Origin of the sequence: Mucilaginibacter sp. NFR10, assembly GCF_900100445.1 — a bacterium.
Taxonomy (GTDB): Bacteria; Bacteroidota; Bacteroidia; order Sphingobacteriales; family Sphingobacteriaceae; genus Mucilaginibacter; species Mucilaginibacter rubeus.
The window spans coordinates 12,767-32,735 of the sequence record NZ_FMTV01000014.1 but is presented as its reverse complement, the minus strand read 5'-3'; the positions used below and the strand labels follow the sequence as shown (position 1 = coordinate 32,735).

Annotated in this window: 19 protein-coding genes and 1 tRNA gene; 13 read left to right on the top strand and 7 right to left on the bottom strand. The window is 43.3% G+C overall.

The genetic code is table 11. The annotated features are described in order from the left end of the window. Window positions 1–9 precede the first annotated feature (9 nt). Genes BLP33_RS26120 through rnc form a run of 3 tightly spaced genes read left to right on the top strand, consistent with a single transcriptional unit; the run spans window position 10 to window position 2,255 of the window. The gene (locus BLP33_RS26120; protein ID WP_031266521.1) at window positions 10–246 is read left to right on the top strand and encodes an acyl carrier protein; all 237 of its coding nucleotides are present in this window, start codon (window positions 10–12) and stop codon (window positions 244–246) included. Window positions 247–265: 19 nt separating this feature from the next. After that, a complete protein-coding gene (gene fabF, locus BLP33_RS26115) occupies window positions 266–1,519 on the top strand; it encodes a beta-ketoacyl-ACP synthase II (RefSeq protein WP_090534755.1) in 1,254 nt (417 codons plus the stop codon). A gap of 10 nt (window positions 1,520–1,529) precedes the next feature. Then, on the top strand, window positions 1,530–2,255 hold the full coding sequence (gene rnc / locus BLP33_RS26110; protein ID WP_090534754.1) for a ribonuclease III: 726 nt from the start codon (window positions 1,530–1,532) through the stop codon (window positions 2,253–2,255). A gap of 18 nt (window positions 2,256–2,273) precedes the next feature. On the opposite strand, the gene BLP33_RS26105 is transcribed toward rnc, so the two are convergent. Beyond that, the gene (locus BLP33_RS26105; RefSeq protein WP_090534752.1) at window positions 2,274–3,083 is read right to left on the bottom strand and encodes a hypothetical protein; all 810 of its coding nucleotides are present in this window, start codon (window positions 3,081–3,083) and stop codon (window positions 2,274–2,276) included. Window positions 3,084–3,306: 223 nt separating this feature from the next. Here BLP33_RS26105 and BLP33_RS26100 point away from each other — a divergent pair, with 223 nt between their 5' ends. The 3 genes from BLP33_RS26100 (at window position 3,307) to nadD (ending at window position 5,526) form a co-directional block, all read left to right on the top strand. Next, entirely contained in the window at window positions 3,307–4,182 is an 876-nt protein-coding gene (locus tag BLP33_RS26100) for a YicC/YloC family endoribonuclease (RefSeq protein WP_254780278.1), read from the top strand. A gap of 101 nt (window positions 4,183–4,283) precedes the next feature. Then, complete coding sequence (gmk, locus tag BLP33_RS26095; RefSeq protein ID WP_090534749.1) at window positions 4,284–4,865, top strand: guanylate kinase; 582 nt, start codon at window positions 4,284–4,286, stop codon at window positions 4,863–4,865. An 88-nt stretch (window positions 4,866–4,953) separates the two neighbouring features. Continuing rightward, window positions 4,954–5,526, top strand: coding sequence for a nicotinate (nicotinamide) nucleotide adenylyltransferase (gene nadD, locus BLP33_RS26090; protein ID WP_090534747.1), 573 nt, complete (start codon window positions 4,954–4,956; stop codon window positions 5,524–5,526). A gap of 71 nt (window positions 5,527–5,597) precedes the next feature. Here nadD and BLP33_RS26085 read toward each other — a convergent pair whose 3' ends face one another. From BLP33_RS26085 to BLP33_RS26070, 4 genes are all read right to left on the bottom strand, one after another. After that, window positions 5,598–6,059 (bottom strand): MaoC family dehydratase, encoded by a 462-nt coding sequence (locus tag BLP33_RS26085; RefSeq protein WP_090534746.1) that lies wholly within the window; start codon window positions 6,057–6,059, stop codon window positions 5,598–5,600. A 63-nt stretch (window positions 6,060–6,122) separates the two neighbouring features. Next, a complete protein-coding gene (locus tag BLP33_RS26080; protein WP_090534744.1) occupies window positions 6,123–7,739 on the bottom strand; it encodes an ATP-dependent DNA ligase in 1,617 nt (538 codons plus the stop codon). Continuing rightward, complete coding sequence (locus BLP33_RS26075; protein WP_090534743.1) at window positions 7,736–8,833, bottom strand: ligase-associated DNA damage response exonuclease; 1,098 nt, start codon at window positions 8,831–8,833, stop codon at window positions 7,736–7,738. Before BLP33_RS26075 ends, BLP33_RS26080 begins: the two co-directional genes overlap by 4 nt. 243 nt (window positions 8,834–9,076) lie before the next feature. Next, on the bottom strand, window positions 9,077–9,979 hold the full coding sequence (locus tag BLP33_RS26070) for a S66 peptidase family protein (RefSeq protein ID WP_090534742.1): 903 nt from the start codon (window positions 9,977–9,979) through the stop codon (window positions 9,077–9,079). Between the two features lie 137 nt (window positions 9,980–10,116). On the opposite strand from BLP33_RS26070, the gene metG reads away from it, so the two are divergent. The 3 genes from metG to BLP33_RS26055 all read left to right on the top strand — a co-directional run bounded on the left by metG (window position 10,117) and on the right by BLP33_RS26055 (window position 13,433). Continuing rightward, a complete protein-coding gene (metG, locus tag BLP33_RS26065; protein WP_090534741.1) occupies window positions 10,117–12,186 on the top strand; it encodes a methionine--tRNA ligase in 2,070 nt (689 codons plus the stop codon). Between the two features lie 137 nt (window positions 12,187–12,323). Then, window positions 12,324–12,395, top strand: a tRNA-Arg gene (locus BLP33_RS26060). Between the two features lie 168 nt (window positions 12,396–12,563). Further along, a complete protein-coding gene (locus BLP33_RS26055) occupies window positions 12,564–13,433 on the top strand; it encodes a DUF7003 family protein (protein ID WP_090534739.1) in 870 nt (289 codons plus the stop codon). Window positions 13,434–13,566: 133 nt separating this feature from the next. Here BLP33_RS26055 and BLP33_RS26050 read toward each other — a convergent pair whose 3' ends face one another. Beyond that, window positions 13,567–15,201, bottom strand: coding sequence for an ABC-F family ATP-binding cassette domain-containing protein (locus tag BLP33_RS26050; protein WP_090534738.1), 1,635 nt, complete (start codon window positions 15,199–15,201; stop codon window positions 13,567–13,569). Window positions 15,202–15,534: 333 nt separating this feature from the next. Continuing rightward, a complete protein-coding gene (locus tag BLP33_RS26045; protein ID WP_090534736.1) occupies window positions 15,535–16,299 on the bottom strand; it encodes a DUF4382 domain-containing protein in 765 nt (254 codons plus the stop codon). Window positions 16,300–16,516: 217 nt separating this feature from the next. On the opposite strand from BLP33_RS26045, the gene BLP33_RS26040 reads away from it, so the two are divergent. The 4 genes from BLP33_RS26040 (at window position 16,517) to BLP33_RS26025 (ending at window position 19,925) form a co-directional block, all read left to right on the top strand. Beyond that, a complete protein-coding gene (locus BLP33_RS26040; protein WP_090534735.1) occupies window positions 16,517–17,110 on the top strand; it encodes an FMN-dependent NADH-azoreductase in 594 nt (197 codons plus the stop codon). Window positions 17,111–17,118: 8 nt separating this feature from the next. Continuing rightward, window positions 17,119–17,457 carry a YciI family protein gene (locus BLP33_RS26035; protein ID WP_090534733.1) on the top strand — a complete coding sequence of 113 codons (339 nt, stop codon included), beginning with the start codon at window positions 17,119–17,121 and terminating at the stop codon, window positions 17,455–17,457. A gap of 20 nt (window positions 17,458–17,477) precedes the next feature. Next, a complete protein-coding gene (locus tag BLP33_RS26030; protein WP_090534732.1) occupies window positions 17,478–18,704 on the top strand; it encodes an RNA polymerase sigma factor in 1,227 nt (408 codons plus the stop codon). 180 nt (window positions 18,705–18,884) lie between these two features. Continuing rightward, on the top strand, window positions 18,885–19,925 hold the full coding sequence (locus tag BLP33_RS26025) for a methyltransferase (RefSeq protein ID WP_090534730.1): 1,041 nt from the start codon (window positions 18,885–18,887) through the stop codon (window positions 19,923–19,925). Window positions 19,926–19,969: the final 44 nt, after the last annotated feature.

The window sequence follows — 19,969 nt, the reverse complement described above, 5'->3', positions numbered from 1 at the left end:
ATAAAGACTATGTCTGATATCGCTTCAAGAGTAAAAGCTATTATCGTAGAAAAACTGGGTGTTGACGAAAGTGAAGTTACGCCAGAAGCGAGTTTCACCAACGATCTTGGTGCCGACTCGTTAGACACCGTGGAATTAATCATGGAGTTTGAAAAAGAATTTAACGTGGCTATTCCTGACGATCAGGCTGAAACTATTGGTACTGTTGGCCAGGCAGTTGCTTACCTTGAAAAAAACGTTAAATAAAACTCCTTAACTGGATTAAATGGAGTTTAAAAGAGTTGTAGTAACCGGGCTTGGAGCACTTACTCCTATTGGTAACACTGTTTCAGATTATTGGAACGGACTGATCAATGGAGTAAGTGGCGCTGCCTTGATCAAAAGTTTTGATACCGAAAAATTCAAAACTAAGTTCGCGTGCGAAGTAAAAGACTTTGACGCAGATGGTTTTTTGGGCCGTAAAGACGCCCGCAAATTGGATCCTTTTGTACAATACGCCTTATTTTCAACCGAAGAAGCCGTAAAAGACGCAGGATTAGATTTTTCAAAACTGGATACCAGCCGTATTGGCGTTATCTGGGGCTCGGGTATTGGGGGGTTAAAAACTTTCCTCGACGAGGTGACGGCCTTTGCCAAAGGTGATGGCTCTCCGCGTTTTAACCCGTTCTTCATCCCTAAAATGATTGCTGATATAGCCCCCGGCCATATATCTATTAAATATGGTTTGCGCGGCCCCAACTTCACTACTGTTTCGGCATGTGCTTCATCAAATAATTCCCTGATAGACTCATTTAACTATATCCGTTTGGGTAAAGCTAACATGTTCATCAGCGGTGGTTCTGAAGCCATTATCAACGAAGCTGGCATAGGTGGTTTTAACGCCATGCACGCGTTATCAACCCGTAACGATGATCCGGCAACGGCATCGCGTCCGTTTGATCTGGATAGGGATGGTTTTGTGGCCGGTGAAGGAGCAGGTACTATTATTTTAGAGGAGTTAGAGCATGCAAAAGCCCGCGGCGCTAAAATATACGCCGAAATGGTGGGTGGCGGCATGAGCGCCGATGCCTATCACATGACAGCACCTCATCCCGATGGCTTAGGTGCCGCATTTGTAATGCGCGCAGCCCTCGAAGATGCTAACCTTAGCCCTGCCGATATTGATTATGTGAACGTTCACGGCACATCAACCCCAATCGGTGATCCGCAGGAAATTAAAGCAATACAGGATGTGTTTGGCGATGATATTTACCGTATCAACATTAGTTCAACCAAATCAATGACAGGCCATTTACTTGGGGCTGCCGGCGCGGTTGAAGCAATTGCATCGATACTGGCATTAAAAAATGGTATCATCCCTCCAACCATTAATCACTTTACTGATGATCCGGCTTTTGATCCTAAGATCAATTTCACTTTCAATACCGCTCAAAAACGCGATATTAATATAGTGCAAAGCAATGGATTTGGTTTTGGCGGACACAACGCTTCTGTAATATTTAAAAAGTACGAAGATTAATTGTGGTTTGATGCCTATAAGTCGGTTCTACAAGCTTTATATATCACCCAACAGAAAGTATGTTAAAATTTTAAAGAATTTGCTCGGTTTTGTGCCGGGCAATTTGTCTTTATATCGCATGGCTTTCCGTCATAAATCGGTAGCCCAAAACATCAAGAAAGGGGTGAAAAACAGTAACGAACGCCTGGAGTTTTTGGGCGATGCCGTACTGGGCAGTGTTGTTGCTGAAGTACTTTTTAAATTATACCCTTATGAAGATGAGGGTTTTTTGACCGAATTACGCTCAAAAATAGTAAGCCGGGTAAACCTTAACGCACTCGGAAAAAAACTTGGCTTTGATAAATTGATTGAGTATGACAACCGTATGCTTAACTCGAGCAGGCAGGGGTCATTGCTTGGCGATGCATTTGAAGCCCTGATTGGCGCAGTTTATCTGGATAAAGGCTATGACTTTACCAAAAATTTCCTGATCAATCATATCATAAAACCTCATATTGATATTCATACGCTTGAGCAAACGGAAACTAACTTCAAAAGCAAGCTTATTGAATGGTGCCAGCGACATGGCCGCGATATTATTTTTGAACTGGTAACCAATCAGGACGGCGAAAGCACCAAGCTTTTCACTGTACAGGCCAATATAGATGGTGAAGTAATGGGCTCGGGCAAAGAATTCAGTAAAAAGAACGCCGAAAAACTTGCCGCCGAAAAAGCATGCGAAGCATTGGGCATCTGATTCAAAGTATTTTAACGATTAAAGCGGCAGTTTCTTTTCCTTTTTAAGTTCTACCGGCCCTTCACCCAATTTAACAGTTGAATCGGGCACGATGAATGTTGGACTGTTTAGCTTTTCGAGCTTTTCTTTATCACTGCTGTTTTTATAATATTCATATGCCCGTATGGTGTGCTTTATCAGGTCATAATCAGTCCAGGCTTTGATATCCTTATAGGTAGGCGTATAATAATTCATGAACTTACGGGCAAGGCTATCGGTAGCCAGGCCGGTATATTGTTTCACAAATGGGATGTTGTAATGTTTGTGAATTTCGGCCTGTTCCAATTCGCTTTGGGCGTTTTGAGCAAAGCGACGTGCGCGATTGGGAGTTGTTCCTAAAAGCTCGTAAAGGCCGGTTACTGGATTACTTAAAAAAGATAACGCCGGCGGCTTGCCATTATAATAAGTTCCCTGTTTCTTATAATCGTTCAATACCTGGTTTATTTCCTGCCGTTTGGTTTGGCCAACAACTTTTACCTCGTCAAGTTTTATAATGGGCTGCATGTAAACGGGCATGTCGCTATTGTTCAGTACCACTACTTTTTGAGGGGTATAGTCATCGCGGGAAAAAAGCAACGTATCGCCAACACGGGTCTTTATGCTAAACCAGCCAACATCATCACTAAGTATCAATGTTTTGGTATTCAGATCTTTAACAAAAACCTGTCCTACACGCTCATTAGTCACCTTTTTTGAGATAACCCCTTTTACCGTAAACTCCTGGGCCGAAACATGAACGGTTATAAGGCATAGAACGCCTGTTACAAGCAGGTATAAATAGTTGCGCATCAGTGATAATTGAACGTAAATATAGGAAGTGTATTTTATTTGAAATGTGAAAAAGTGTTAAAGCGCTTCGCTTTGGTGGTTGGAGGTTAGAGAATGGAGGTTAGTTTTACTTTTTTGAATGATAAATTCTCTCTATTGAATTTATTTCAAATCCGAAATTTAACAGTGACCTAACCTCTAATCTCCGATCTCTAACCTCTAACTAAATTTGCTATCTTTGCGCATGATAAAATCCATGACAGGGTATGGAATTGCCAGTTTTGATTCGGGCAGTACAAAATACACCGTAGAGGTTAAATCCCTGAACAGCAAATTTTTAGAATTATCGCTTCGTTTACCGAAGATTTTTGCCGAAAAAGAGTTTCAGCTGCGTAATGACTGCAGTAAACTCATCGAGCGCGGTAAAGTTAACTTATCTATTAACACCGAGCAGGTAAGTCAATCAGTAAAAGCGGCAGGCATTGATAAAGATCTGCTCAAACATTATTACAACCAGCTAAAATCAGTAAGCGAAGAGCTCGGCGAGCCAACCGGCAACCTGCTTCAGCTGGCATTGGGCTTACCCGAAGTTGTTAAATACGAAGAAGATACCATATCCGAAGATGAGTGGAAAGCCGTTGAAAAAACTTTTCAGCAGGCGATGGCCGCTTTCCAGGACTTCAGGACTCAGGAAGGTAATGTTATTGAACAGGAGATTAAAGGGCGTATTAACACTATATTAAAAAACCTGGAGCTTGTTGAACTGGAAGATCCTAAACGTGTTCCTTTGATTAGAGAGCGCCTTAATACATTCTTAGCAGAAGCCGCAAGCCGCGAAGCTATAGATCAAAACCGGTTTGAACAGGAACTGATCTACTATATCGATAAACTTGATATCACCGAAGAAAAGGTAAGGCTGAAAGCACACTGCGAATACTTTATCGAAACATTAAAAAACGCTGATGCAAACGGCAAAAAGCTAGGCTTCATTTCGCAGGAGATTGGTCGCGAGATCAATACATTAGGATCAAAAGCCAATGATGCCAACATCCAGAAACTGGTAGTAGGCATGAAAGAAGAACTTGAAAAAATTAAAGAACAACTGTTAAACGTATTATAGTATAGTCATTGAGTCATGAGGTCATTAAGTCATTGATTGCTTTGTAAGCAATTTTTGAAAAATGACGCAATGACTTAATGACGCAATGACGTGTATAATCAATGACCAAAGAAGGTAAACTCATCATATTTTCGGCTCCGTCGGGTGCTGGTAAAACCACAATAGTACATCATTTGCTGGGGAAAATTCCTGATCTTGAATTTTCCATTTCGGCCACCACGCGTGAGCGCCGCGGCGATGAGGTGCATGAAAAAGATTACTATTTTATAAGCAAAGAAGAGTTTTTGCACCGCATTGCCAAAAAACAGTTTGTTGAATTTGAAGAGGTTTATACCGGTACTTTTTATGGCACGCTCCGTACTGAAATTGAGCGCATTTGGGCAAAAGGCAAAACAGTAATATTTGATATTGACGTTGAGGGTGGCCTTCACCTTAAACGCAAATACGGTCCCCAGGCTTTGGCTATATTTGTACAACCGCCATCGCTTGAGGTTTTAATTGAAAGGTTGACCGGCCGTGGCACCGATAGCGAAGAAAAACTGAAAGAACGCTTTGCTAAAGCAGAAAAAGAGCTTAAATACGCTCCGCAATTTGATATTATACTCAAAAATTACGATCTTGAAACTGCTTGCGCAGAGGCTGAGGAATTGGTGAGTAACTTTATTAGCCCCCCGGCCCCCTAAAGGGGGAGTGCAAAAAACTCATTTTGTACACCGGGAGCATTTAATCTACAAAACTTTTAATTTCCCCTTTAGGGGTTAGGGGCACAACATGAAGATAGGCTTACTGTTTGGTTCATTTAATCCTATACATATAGGGCATTTGATTATTGCCAATTATATGGCAAACCATACCACGCTTGATAAGGTATGGCTGGTTGTATCGCCCCAGAATCCGTTAAAAAAGTATGGCGATCTGATCAACACTTATGACAGATTGGAGATGGCCCGCCTGGCTACTGATAATGCAACCAATATTAGTGTGAGCGATGTTGAGCTGAAGTTGCCCCAGCCATCGTATACCATTGATACCCTTACTCATTTAAAGGAAAAATATCCCGAGCATGAGTTTGCCCTCATCATGGGTTCGGATAACCTTGGCTCCCTGCACAAGTGGAAAAACTATAAGCTTATCCTGCGCGATTACCGCATTTACGTGTACCCGCGCCCCGGGTATGAAAACGCCGAACTGGCCGATCATCCTTCGGTTACCATCACCATGACGCCGCTTATGGAACTTTCGGCTACGTTTATCCGCAAATCAATAGCCGAAAAAAAGAACGTGCAGTTTTTTGTACCAGATCCGGTATTGAAATTTATTGAGAGCAAAAGCTTGTACAGGTAACTCTGTAAATCTAAATCGCCCGTCATCGCTTCGTACCTCACAGCAATAACGGGCGATTATTAAGTGTGGGTTTACCCAATAAAATGATATAAAAACACTACTTCGCCGGTGAAAGCCGGTTTGCGTTGGTCTTTTATTTCAAGTTCGATGGCCATGGTGGATTTCGTTGTGCCACGAAGGTTAAGCAAGCTGGTCAGCTTTACCTTTAACCGTACTTCATTATCAACCAGCACCGGTTGTGCAAAACGAAGGTTTTCGATACCGTAATTAATTTCCATTTTCAGGTTTTCGATCTTTACGATCTCTTTCCATAGGTGAGGGATAAGTGAAAGTGTAAGGTAGCCATGTGCAATGGTTGACTTAAACGGACTTTCAGTTTTTGCCCTTTCCGGGTCGGTATGGATCCATTGATGATCGAGCGTTGCATCGGCAAATTTGTTGATCTGCTCCTGCGTAATGGTGTGCCATGATGATACGCCAAGGTCGTTGCCAACCTGCTGTTCAAACTCCTGAAAACTGCTGATTACAATCATATTGGTTTATTGATAGTTAGGTTTTTTTAATATTGAAGCCGCAAAGGTATTAAATTATAGTGTTTATTCGCCCAGTAATGCCTTTAAGCTTTCCAGTGTATCAGCCTCTTCTTTTGGTTTGTCATGCCGCCACCTCAATATCCGCGGGAACCGCAATGCTATGCCCGATTTATGACGGGTGGATTTATTGATGCCCTCAAAACCTATCTCAAACACTAACTCGGGCTTTACGGTACGTACGGGACCAAATTTTTCGATGGTATTGCGTTTTATAAAATAATCAACCTTGTTGATCTCTACGTCGGTAAGGCCCGAATAAGCCTTGGCAAAAGGCACCAGCTTGTCGCCATCCCAAACGGCAAAAGTATAATCTGTATACAGGTCGGCCCGGCGGCCATGACCTTTTTGGGCATAGATCATCACAGCATCCACCGATAGCGGATCGATCTTCCATTTCCACCAATCGCCCCGGCGGCGGCCTACCTGGTAGGCCGCGCTTTTGCGTTTCAGCATAATCCCCTCGGCTATCATAGCGCGCGATTGTTCCCTGATACTTCCAAGCTGTTCCCAGCTTTCAAACTGAATCAGCGATGAAATACGGAACACTTCGGAATATAGTGTTGCTGTTTGTAACTGTTCCAAAATTTCCCGTCTTTCGGTTTGGGTTTTATAGCGGATATCTTCACCTTTATGTTCCAGGCAATCATAAGCAATAACGGCTACCGGGCTTTCTTCCAGAATTTTTTTGCTGAGGTTTTTTCTGCCGATACGCGTTTGCAGCATATTAAACGGCATAGGCAAGCCATTTTGGAAACTGAGGATCTCGCCGTCAATCACCGTACCATCGGGGAGGGCATTTAAAAAGAGATGCAGCTCGGGAAACTTTTCAGTAGCCAGATCTTCTCCACGGCTCCAGATAAAAATCTCGCCGCCGCGCTTTATCATTTGCGCACGGATCCCATCCCACTTCCACTCAGCCTGCCAATCGGATGCATCACCGAGGGCGATCCCTACTTCAGCGGGAGTTTTTTGTTTTTCGGACGTTTCCTGGATAGGATAAGCCAGGAAAAAAGGATAAGGCCGGGAGATATTAGCTTCGGCATCCTGCTCTGCCATCAATTGCGAAAACTGATAAGTTTCGGGCAGCCAGCTCCCCATAATGCGATGGGTAAGTACTGCGGGTTCGAGTCCGGAAATATCCGCCAGCGCCTTGATTACCAAATTTTGTGATACGCCAACCCTGAAACTGCCGGTTAGCAGTTTATTAAACACAAAGCGTTCCTGGCTATCCAGCATGGCCCATGAATCAATCAGCCATTCTTTTTTTTGCTCTTCAGTTTTATCGTTAAGGGCATTAATCTCGGCTATCCATTCGGTAAGCGTTTTGCTGCTGCTTGCGTCACTTTGAGGCATAAGTAATGCCATAGTTTCTGCCAAATCTCCCACTACATGATAGCTTTCCTCAAAAAGCCAGACAGGAATGTGTGATGCCTCGATGGCCCAGTTTCGTACCAGCGTTGAATTGATCTGCCGCTTTGGCCGGCGACCGGTAAACAAAGCAAGCATGTGCATTTTATCGGTATCGGGCACTGTATTAAAATAGTCTTTTAATACTTTAACCTTTTCGTTGGTTTTATTGGTTTCGTCAAGCGAAAGAAAGAGTTGGGCGAAGGCTTTCATGAATCGGCCCCTCCAACCTCACCTAAATCCTCTCCAAAGGAGAGGACTTCCTTTTCTGGTTCTCCGGCGCTTGGAGCCTCCCCTTCGGGGAGGTTGGAGGGGTCTTCTTCCTCTCCATACAATGTATGCACCTCCCGGGCATTAAAACCAATCTCATTTAAATATCTCGAAAACGTGGCTGTGTATCCATGGGTAAGGTAAACGCATTCACACCCCGTAGCATCAATAGCACTAATAAGGCCATCCCAATCGGCATGGTCAGAAAGCACAAAACCCCTGTCGGCAGCGCGGCGGCGTTTGGCGCCACGAATGGCCATCCAGCCTGAACAATAACCAAAACTATAAGGCTGAAACTTCCGCATCCAGGGCGTACCCACTGATGATGGTGGCGCTATAATGATGCCTTTGCGTACCTCTTCTTTTGAACTTTCGGGGGTTATCCGCTCAGATGGGTTTAACAATACGCCATTACGGCGCAGGGCTTCGTTGGTATTTTCGATAACACCATGAGTGTAAACCATGCCATTAAACAAATCGAGGTTTTGCAAGATTCGTTGTGCTTTACCTAAGGAGTAACCTACAATTACTGTTGCCAGTCCGTTATCGAGATTATGACGCCACCAGCTATTGATCTCATTGAAAGTTTGTACCTGCGGCTTCCATTGGTAAACCGGCATCCCAAAAGTACACTCTGAAATAAAGTGATGGCATTTAACCGGCTCAAACGGAGTAGAAATCCCATCATCTTCTACCTTGTAATCGCCGGATACTACCCAAACCTCGCTTTTGTATTCAACCCGGATCTGCGCTGAGCCGATCACGTGGCCTGCCGGGAAGAGAGACACAGTAACACCATTCTTGTGTACTATTTCACCATACTCAACCGTTTGCAGGTTGATTTCGCCTAAACGGTACAACAAAACCTCGCGCGAAAGATGATGGGCAAGGTAATGTTTATGCCCCCAATAAGCATGATCAGCATGGGCGTGGGTTATTACGGCATCATCAACCGGCTTCCAGGGGTCGATATAAAATTTGCCCTGCGCACAGTAAATCCCTCTATCAGTAAATTCAAGCAGCGGTTTTTTTGCCATGATGTATAAACTACTGATAAGCAAATTGGTTTGCCCCCCGGCCCCCTAAAGGGGGAGCATCCCAAAAACAAAAAAAATGTCATTTCGATAGAGCAAGGGCAGACTTGAGCGGCGGGGCGAAAGAAAAATCTTATACGCCATGCAGGCCGCTATGCATGGCGTAAGATTTCTCCTCCCCCCTTCACACATTTTCCACAACCGGTTCGTCGAAATGACATTTTCTTTTGAAGCTTACGTTGTTGGTTATTTAAACCACAACTTCGCCTGCTTTTCATCTACCTGCAATCCCACTTCTCGCCCTAATACCAAACTGTTATTATCGGGGATATGCCCTGCCGGGAAATCGAAACATACTGGGTAGTTATATTCTTTAACAATCTCCATCACTATTTGGGACACAGTTTGGCCAAACGGTATGTCATTATCTTTAATATCAGTAAAGCCGCCTACTACCAGGCCGGCAAGATTCTTTAGTTTACCCGCCCTGTCCAACATGCGCAGCATCCTGTCTACCGAATACAGATATTCACCAACATCTTCAATAAATAGAACCTTATTGTTATAATCCAGATCGGACACCGACCCTGCAGCAGCTACCAGCAACGATAAATTACCGCCTACAATGGTACCTTTGGCTTTGCCGGGTTTATTAATATCATGTGTTGCAAATTCATAATTTAATTCTTCGCCAAATAGTGCCCGCCTTAACGTATCGATCGAATGTTTGGATGCATCAGGGATATTAACCGGCATTTGCCCGTGAATAGTTTGGGCACCATAATTAGTGAACAAGTGCGTATGCAATAGGGTTATATCGCTAAAGCCAATAAGCCATTTGGGATTTTGTGAAAAACGGCTAAAATCAACTTTGTCAATCATCCTCACGGTTCCGTAGCCCCCGCGAGCGGCAATGATGGCTTTGATACTATCATCATCAATAAACCGCTGCATATCGGCTGCCCTAAAATCATCATCGCCGGCAAATTGGTGAAATGAAGCTTCTACAGTATCTCCCAAAACAACTTCCAGTCCCCAGCTTTGCAGGAGCGCGATAGCATCTGTCATGGGGTTGGGCAGTTTTTTGGCAGGGCACGTGATGGCTATTTTATCGCCTTTTTTGAGGTATGAGGGTTGAGTTTGAACCATGATTTTTAAAGATTGAACGATTGCCTTGATAATTAAAGATAAAATCAGGAAATCCTTAAATCATGAGCATCATGGTTCAGGTATTTTTTCGACCTAAATCAATTATCTTTGCACACTATTTACCAAGGCGATATTTAATGTCACAACTCAACAAATATAAACGATTCACCATTACATCGGCCCTGCCTTATGCCAACGGCCCCTTACATATCGGTCACCTGGCGGGCGCTTACCTGCCGGCAGATATTTTTGTGCGGTATTTAAGGCTGAAAAAGAAGGATGTAGTGTATATATGCGGCTCGGATGAGCATGGCGCAGCCATTACCATCAAGGCTAAAAAAGAAGATACTACCCCGCAAGCGATTATCGATAAATACCACAAACAGATAAAAGATAGTTTTGAAGAGTTCGGTATCGCTTTTGACATTTATCACCGTACCTCATCGCCTATACATCATGAGCTAAGCCAGGAGTTTTTCCTGAACCTGTATGAAAAGGACGAGTTTGTTGAGAAATTCTCGGATCAGTATTTTGATGAAGATTATCAGCAGTTTCTGGCCGACCGCTATATCATTGGTACCTGCCCTAATTGCGGCAATGAAAACGCCTACGGCGACCAGTGCGAGCGCTGCGGTACCTCCCTTAGCCCTACCGACCTCATTAACCCGATCTCGACCCTGAGTGGCAAAACGCCCGTGCTTAAATCAACCAAGCACTGGTACCTGCCTTTGGATAAATACCAGCCATGGCTGGAGCAATGGATAGATGCCAAAGAAGGCAGCTGGAAAGTGAATGTTTTTGGCCAGTGCAAATCATGGCTAAAATCGGGCCTGCAACCACGCTCCATGACCCGCGACCTTGACTGGGGCATTGACGTACCGCTGGCCGAGGCTAAAGGCAAAAAGCTTTACGTGTGGATGGATGCGCCTATCGGCTATATATCTGCCACCAAACAATGGGCTATTGACAATAATAAAGACTGGAAACTATACTGGAAAAAACAAGCCGACGAGCAGGATGATGCTTGCTTATTGCATTTTATCGGTAAGGATAATATCGTATTCCATTGTATTATTTTCCCATCTATACTGCACGCGCACGGCGAATATATTTTGCCGCAAAACGTGCCGGCCAACGAGTTTTTGAATTTAGAAGGTGATAAACTTTCCACTTCACGTAACCACGCGGTTTGGCTGCATGAGTACCTGGAAGAGTTCCCGGGCAAACAGGACGAATTACGCTATGTACTAACCTCCATCCTACCCGAAACCAGCGACAGCGAGTTTACCTGGAAAGATTACCAGGCCCGGGTAAATAACGAGCTGGTGGCTATCCTGGGCAACTTCGTGAACCGGGTAATGATACTGATGCATAAGTTTTACGATGGTAAAATTGAGGCGGATACCGACAGGATTGAATTTACCGACGAAAGCCTGAGCAACGGCATCGGCGAATATTACGACGAGATAGAGAAGAACCTTGAATCTTACCGCTACCGCCAGGCTTTGCAGGCGGTAATGGATATGGCCCGCTTAGGTAACCGCTACCTGACCGAAAAAGAGCCGTGGAAAACCATTAAAACAGACCCTGCCGCTGCCAAAGAAGCGCTGCACAACTGTTTGGTACTGATTGGTCATCTGGCTACTGCTGCGCAGGCGTTTTTACCGGCAACAGCTAAAAAGATCATTACTATGCTTAACCTGCCAAATGAGCCGATTGCTTATGACCAGGAAATGTGTTTCAACAACGGGCACCAGTTGAACCCGGCTGCGTTGTTGTTTGAAAAGGTAGAGGACGATGTGATAGAAGCCCAGCTTAAAAAACTTGCAGATAAAAAGGTTGTAGCTCCACCAAAATCAGCAGATGTGCTGCCTGCAAAGGAAAACGTTAATTACGAAACCTTTGCCACCATGGATATTCGCACCGGTACCATTTTAGCAGCCGAAAAGGTTGCCAAAACCAAAAAGCTGTTGAAACTGACCATTGACACAGGAATTGACGAGCGCACCGTAGTATCCGGCATTGCCGAATATTATGAGCCGGAAAACATCATAGGCCAAAAAGTAAGCATACTGGTAAACCTGGAGCCGAGAGAGATCAAAGGCATCGTATCGCAAGGCATGATACTGATGGCCGAAAATAGCGAAGGCAAGCTGAGCTTTGTTGCCCCTACTGAAGATTTCCACAATGGCGCAGTAATCCGTTAAATGTGCAGATTTAAGATGCGAAGATGCGCAAATGAGCAGTTTTTAAATTTTGAATTTTAGGGTGTGATTTTTCATTGAAAAATTGCACCTTTGCAAACTAAATAAAAGATCGGCCTTTTTGAGGCTGATTTTTAAACGGTCCCGTAGTTCAACGGATAGAATAGGAGTTTCCTAAACTCTAGATATGAGTTCGATTCTCGTCGGGACCACATCCTAAGACAAAAGCCTTTAGACGGAAGTCTCAAGGCTTTTGTCGTTATTGGAACGTTAAAGTAGTTCGGTGATAACACCGAAAGCGAGAAAAAATAATATGAGAAGCTTTAGATGAAAGTTCAAAAGCTTTCGTAATTCTTACTGAATAAATTAACTTTAGTATCATGAAACCGATTCTTATCATTGGATTATTGACACTTGCTTTATTGTTTTCAGGCGTCACTAATACTTCTTTTAAAACAAGCTTCACCGAAAAAGAAATACTTACTCAGTTGGATCTTGCCTTTAAAGGTATTCCGAGCGAATATTACCCGGCTGGGAAGAAAGATGATATTAAATACAATTTCTTTTTTGACCTTGAACATGGCTATTTTGCTACAGCGGGTAATCGTATCCATCTTTATGCGGATGCAAGTCGTTGGGCAATTGTTTTTGAAAAAAACGGTTACGCAAACCGTGGTGGTGATGCCGAGATCGAATTGGACTATATAGGAAACTGCATTAATTATCCTATAGATAAGTACCCTGAACGGAATTATATTACCAATGCAAGTCGTATAATATTAATTACTGGAGAAGAATACGAGCGAATACAAAACAAAAGCGGGTCGGAAATGGAACAGTTCGAGTTAGTTGATCCAAACGCTAACTATGTTATTGTGAGAGGTCATAAAGTTAAGATTGAACACATTGAAAAAAAACATACTCATTTTGGGATTAAGCCAAGGGCCTTCGATAACCCGAAGCGCCTAATAAATTTTGAGGGGTTAGTACGATACCTCAGCGAAACTCACCCCTTAATTATGAATGCAACCGAAGACGATATCAAAGCACATTTGCCAAGTGACCTGCCTGAAATATCGATTATAGATAAGTTTCATTTTGAGAGTGTTTATCAAAAACACATTTTGCCAAGTAACCAGGAAACCTATCAGTTGATTGCAAAAGTGCTTGTAACTGGAAATCCTGGTTTTTGGAAACCGAAAAACAAACCAAACAACCATTGGTCAAACTGGGAGTCGGGGAATTTATGATGGCTCCCTCACACTGCTTTTAAAACTTTCGTTAAGTATTCAACTCACGTATCGACTACTCAAAACAATATTGTAAAAGGAAAGCCTGCAAATAATTGCAGGCTTTCCTTTTACAGCAAAAATGCACTAATTTTTACCCCTGCTCAATCTGCTTCAAACTATCCATCTTCTTATACGCTAAAAACCCTTTGATGTCCTCAAAATGTTCACGAACGCGTTTATTGCCAAACTCAAATACTTTTTGTACCAGTCCGTCAAGGAAATCCCTGTCGTGAGATACAAGGATAAGCGTTCCGTCAAAATCTCTTAGGGCATCTTTGATGATATCTTTGGTTTTCATATCCAGGTGGTTGGTTGGCTCATCCAGGATCAGTACGTTTACAGGTTCCAGCAGTAGCTTGATCATGGCCAAACGCGTCTTCTCTCCGCCCGAAAGTACCTTTACCTTTTTGGTGGTGTCATCACCGCTAAACATAAATGCACCCAAAAGGTCTTTAATCTTTACCGTGCCATCACTTAACGGAATCTGGTCGATGGTTTCAAATACCGTTAAATTCTCATCTAACAAAGCTGCCTGGTTTTGGGCAAAGTACCCGATCTTGGCGTTGTGACCTACTTTTAAACTACCTTCAAAATCAATCTCGCCCATAATAGCTTTGATCATGGTCGATTTGCCTTCACCGTTTTTACCAACAAAAGCTACTTTTTCGCCCCGCTCAATCACCATGGCTGCCTTCTGGAACACCACATGATCGCCATAGGTTTTTGTCAGGTCTTCAACCATTACCGGGTACTGACCAGAACGTGGCGACGGCGGAAATTTCAAGCGCAATGCCGAAGTATCCACTTCGTCGATCTCGATAACCTCAAGCTTTTCGAGCATTTTCACGCGGGATTGTACCTGTAAAGTTTTAGAATATGTACCTCTGAACCGATCTATAAATTCCTGGTTATCGGCAATAAAACGCTGTTGTTCTTCGTAGGCTTTCAATTGATGTACCCGGCGGTCAGCCCGCAGCTGAAGATAATGGGTGTATTTGGCTTTATAATCGTAGATCCTGCCCATGGTAACCTCGATGGTACGGTTGGTGATGTTATCAACAAATGTACGGTCGTGTGAGATAACCATAACTGCCTTAGCCGAGTTAACCAGGAAGTCTTCCAGCCATTGTATACTTTCAATATCCATGTGGTTGGTAGGCTCATCCAGTAATATCAAATCCGGTTTCTTTAACAGAATTTTTGCCAGCTCGATACGCATACGCCAACCGCCCGAAAACTCGGAGGTTTGGCGGGTAAAATCTTTGCGTTCAAAGCCTAAGCCTTTCAGTACCTTTTCTACCTCTGCATCATAATTCACCTCCTCCTGCGAATAAACTTTTTCGCTCAGTTCAGATACCCGTTCAATCAGCTTCATGTAGTCGTCACTGTCGTAATCGGTACGAATATTAAGCTGCTCATTCACTTCGTCCAGCTCTTTCTGCATCTGATTGGCCTCGTCAAAAGCTTTCATCGTTTCTTCAAAAACGGTAACGTTATCCTTTGTAAGCAAATGCTGCGGCAAATAGGCTATTACCGCGTCCTTTGGTCCGGTTACGTTCCCTGTAGTAGGTTTGGCAGCGCCGGCGATGATCTTGAGGATGGTCGACTTGCCTGCGCCATTCTTACCCATCAGGGCTATCTTATCATTCTCGTTGATAGAGAAGGTTACATCGCTAAATAAGGTGGTTCCGCCAAATGAAACGGAAATGTTGTTTACATTAATCACTGTATCCTAATATTGAATTTTGCGCAAAGATAAGTGAAAGACATAGAATTATGGCAGGAAGTATGAAGAGGCTATCGGACCGCGGTTGACTATACCGATGTTGAAGATTTGCAGTCCACCTATATCAAAAAATGAATAGCAAATAGCCCAATTTAGGAAACACTAAAACACTGCAAGCTATGAGCTTAGAAATATCCTCACTGAGGCCGAATTATCAGTAAAAAGCCTTTAATCTGAAGATCAAAGGCTTTTTACAAGATATAGGTTAACGGTGCAGAGATCATCTAACCATCTGCTGAATCTCCGCTGTTTCCTTTTAATGATAGAGCAGGGTTACTGGGTAATATTCACCGTTCCCATATCAGTGACGGTGCCGTTTGTTACCGAAATGTTAGTTACTGTTTTGATGGCATAGGGGCTAACCGGCACAAATTTCACCTGGTAACTGCCCGCTGCCAGGCCAGGGAAATAATATTTACCGGTGGCATCTGTAGTTGAGCCAATGGTGTCGGCACCCGTAATAGCATATACCTTCGGTGAGGATGCGGCAGGACTAACTACACCGGTCAGCGCACCCGAAGCGGCAGTGGCAATTGCGCGGATCACCGGTTTGAGGATATACTTGCCGTTACCGGTAAGTACAACGGATTGCGCGGCGTCAAAGTCCAAACGCATAGTATAGGCAATACCGGCGGTAAGCTTATCATGAACGTTCAGCTTCACACCTGAGGTCTGACCGCTTGGCGTGGTCAGGTCATATGACACACCGGCTACAATCACGCGGTTACCACTGTCGTTCAACACCAGGCGCACCTGCTGGATGGTCCCTGCTGGAATATCCTGGTCGGCCAGTACAGTATCACGGCCCGAACGGAACCGCAGGATATCAACGGCGCCTCCATCCACATTGAGCGTTTGTTCACCCTTATCGGTTACAATGATCACACTTTTGATATTCAGGATCACGGCATCAAAAGCGCCGGGTGCATCAGTCATTTTCACGGTCACGTGGGCGGTCCCCCCGTTATTGGTGCTATCCTTTTTACAGGAAAAGAGCATAAGGCTTAGGGCTGCGGTAAATAAAAATAGCTTTTTCATAATTTAAAAAGTTTGTTTATTGAGGGAACAAATCCGCGTATTTTTTGTGCCAATGTGACGATGAATGATGTGATTGTGTCGACGAATAGGCTCATAGCAGCTTGCAGCAATGCTTTACCTCCCTTTCCCGGAAGCACAGCTCATTCTTTTCGCAAGAAATTATCATGCCATGTCCCCCTTTACCAAAGCCGATCGTCAATAGCACAAACAATAAACTATGAAAAGTGCATTACATATTATTTCAAGCGCGCGCGGCGCGTTGTCGTACAGCCGGTGTCTCAGCACAGCAATCATTAATAAGCTCATCGATAAAGGTGAAATCGACAAGGTAGTAGAAAGGGATTTGGCCAAAGCATCTCCGCCGTTTTTGGATGAGGCATTGATCTGGGAGTTCTATAAATTTCCGGAGATGATTGACGAGAGAGGGGAAAGATTGCTTAGCTATGCCAATGCTATTTTCAACGAGATGAACGAGGCTGAAATCATTGTCATAAGTACGCCTATGCATAACCTGGGAATATCTTCTCTTTTAAAAGCCTGGCTCGACCAGTTGGTACGTGTGGGTATCAGCTATAGGTTTAACGCGGATGGCACAAAAACAGGCTGCCTAACCAGCAAAAAGGTATATTTGGCTATAGCATCCGGCGGAAGACTGGCATATTGGCCCAGGGAGTATGAGTTTATCGAATCATATATAAAAGCAGTATTTAGTGCCTATGCCGGAATTACCGACGTTTGCACCTACAGAGTTGAGGGTACTGCCGAGCCAAATTTCAGAGTAGATTACGAAGGCATTATACAAAACCTTTAGTTACAGATATGAAAGAGTTTATGCTGATTTTCAGAATGAAAGACGTTGAGGATTTTAAGCCGACACCCGAACAGATACAGGAACGCCTGAACTGGCTGGCCGGTATTGCCGCTCAAAATAAGTTGGTAGACCATGGCAATTCTCTATTACCGTTTTCGGGAAGCGCGGCAACTATACGGGCTGGTGGCGTAGTGACAGATGGGCCATATACTGAAATTAAGGAGTTTATAGTAGGCTATGTTATTATAAGAGCCGAAACAATTGATGAGGCTATTGAATTGGCTAAAGATAGTCCAATCTTCAAACTTGGAGGAAACGTTGAAATCAGGGAAGTTTTAAAACGTTAGCGATATCGGAGGCTACGCAATTGAACAATAATACTTTATTGACTAAGCTTTACAGGCAGGAATACCTTAAGATGACTGCTGTGTTGTGCCGCTATTTTGGATTGAAGCATATTGAAATTGCAGAAGATATCATTGGCGAAACGTTCCTTAAAGCATCTGAAAGCTGGACCATCGCCGGTGTTCCTGAAAACCCCGTGGCCTGGCTTTATACTGTTGCTCAAAACAAGGCGAAAGATCATTTTAAACGTGCCACGCTTTTTGATACGAAGATTGCAGCCAACATTAAACAGAACACAGTAGAACCGGAACCAGATATTGAATTCGGGAGTGAGCCTATTGGAGACAGCCAGTTGGCTATGATCTTTGCAGTTTGTGACCCGGGTAATTCTGCCGGGAGCCAGATCTGCCTGGCGCTACGGATCCTTTGCGGTTTTACCATAGAAGAAATCGCCAATGCTTTTTTGACCAGGACAGAGACTATAAAAAAACGCTTGCACCGGGCCAAAACCAGCCTTCGCAACAGCCATTTCCAGATCGGGGTATTAACCGAATCCAATATTAAGTTTCGCTTAAATAACGTACTTAAAACATTATACCTGTTATTTAATGAAGGTTATTTTTCAAAAACAAATGATCAACTGATCAGGAATGAACTCTGTGCGGAAGCCATAAGACTGACACTTATCCTGACAGCAAACCCGTTAACCGATGCAACACAAACCAAAGCGCTCCTGGCTCTGATGTGTTACCAAAGCTCGCGGCTTGAAGCACGTACCAACAATAGTGGCGAAATTATTCTTTATGACGAACAGGATCAAAATCTATGGAATAAAGATCTTATTGAAAAAGGTAATTACTATTTTGTACAATCCTGTAGGGGTAATCAAACCTCAAAATATCACCTCGAAGCGGGTATCGCCTATTGGCATACCAAACCTGCAGATCGCGATAAGTGGCAGCATATTTTGCAACTTTATAATCAGCTTATTTTAATAGAATACTCACCTGTAACCGCATTGAACAGAGCATTTGCCATTGCCAGGGTTTACGGACATGAAAAAGCTATACGGGAGACAGAGAAACTAAAACTGATTGATAGCGATCACTATCACAAGCTATTAGGCTACTTGTATGAAACGGTAGATGTTGATAAAGCGGTTGAACAATACAGCCTGGCGGCTCAAATAACCAGGGCTAAAACAGTAAAACAAGCTTTGAACAAAAAAATAGAACAATTAAGACGCTGAAGCTGACATAAGAAAGAAGCCCTTTAAACGATTAACGAACAAATACATTCTTCACAATTATCAATCCCCCTTTTCTTTTTAAATTAAATACCTGTATTTTAGATAATTAATTTCTCCCGCCCGGGTAGAATTCGCCGAAAGGCATTACCAGTTTTAAACCGATATTTAATAATAACAAAAATGGAACAGCAACCTAACCAGCCATCACCCGAAAACATTATGAAAATTGGCACAGGATTTTGGGCCTCAAAAATCCTTTTAACCGCCGTCAGTTTTCAATTGTTCACCCGGCTTGCCGAAAAGAAAACCATGAAAGCCAACGATATCAAAAACATTTTAGGGCTTAAATGTACCGACAGGAATGTTTATGATTTTTTAGATGCGTTAACCATTTTTGGTTTTTTAAAGCGTGAAGGTATTTTGGATACGGCTATTTATTCAAATTCTCTCGACACAGACACATTTTTAGATAAAAACAAGCCATCATACATTGGCGGCATTCTCGAAATGATGAACAATCGTTTATATACATTTTGGGGTAGCCTGGGCGAAGGGCTGCTTACCGGGCTTCCGCAAAATGAAATAAAAAAGAGCGAGGATTTTTTTGGCCTAATATATTCAGATCCTGAAAAATTGAAAGGGTTTATTAATGCAATGAGTGGCATTCAAATGGGGAACTTTATGGCCTTTGCTCAAAAATTTGATTTTACCAAATATAAAACGCTGATTGATGTAGGCGGTTCGGCCGGGCTGCTTTCATTGATGGTTGCCAGGCATAATGCCCATATGCGTTGCACCAGTTTTGACCTGCCGCCGGTTGAGCCAGTTGCAATCGCAACTATACAGCAATTCGGGCTATCCGAACAGGTAAAAGCAGCAAGCGGCGACTTCTTCACTATGCCGATACCCAATGCTGATGTGGTTGTAATGGGAAATATCCTGCATGATTGGGACGAGGAAAATAAAATATCATTAATGAAAAAAGCTTATGACGCGCTCCCCGCCAACGGAGCATTTGTAGCTATCGAAAACATAATAGATAGCGAGCGAAAACAAAATGTTTTTGGAATGATGATGAGTTTGAATATGCTTATTGAAACAGGCACCGGGTTTGATTACACATTTGCCGACTTTAACAGATGGGCAAATATTGCCGGGTTTAAATCAACTTCAATCATTCCATTAACCGGGCCATCAAGCGCGGCAATTGCATACAAGTAGATGAGTGGTTCGATATTACATACAGGCAATAAGTTCGAGCTTTA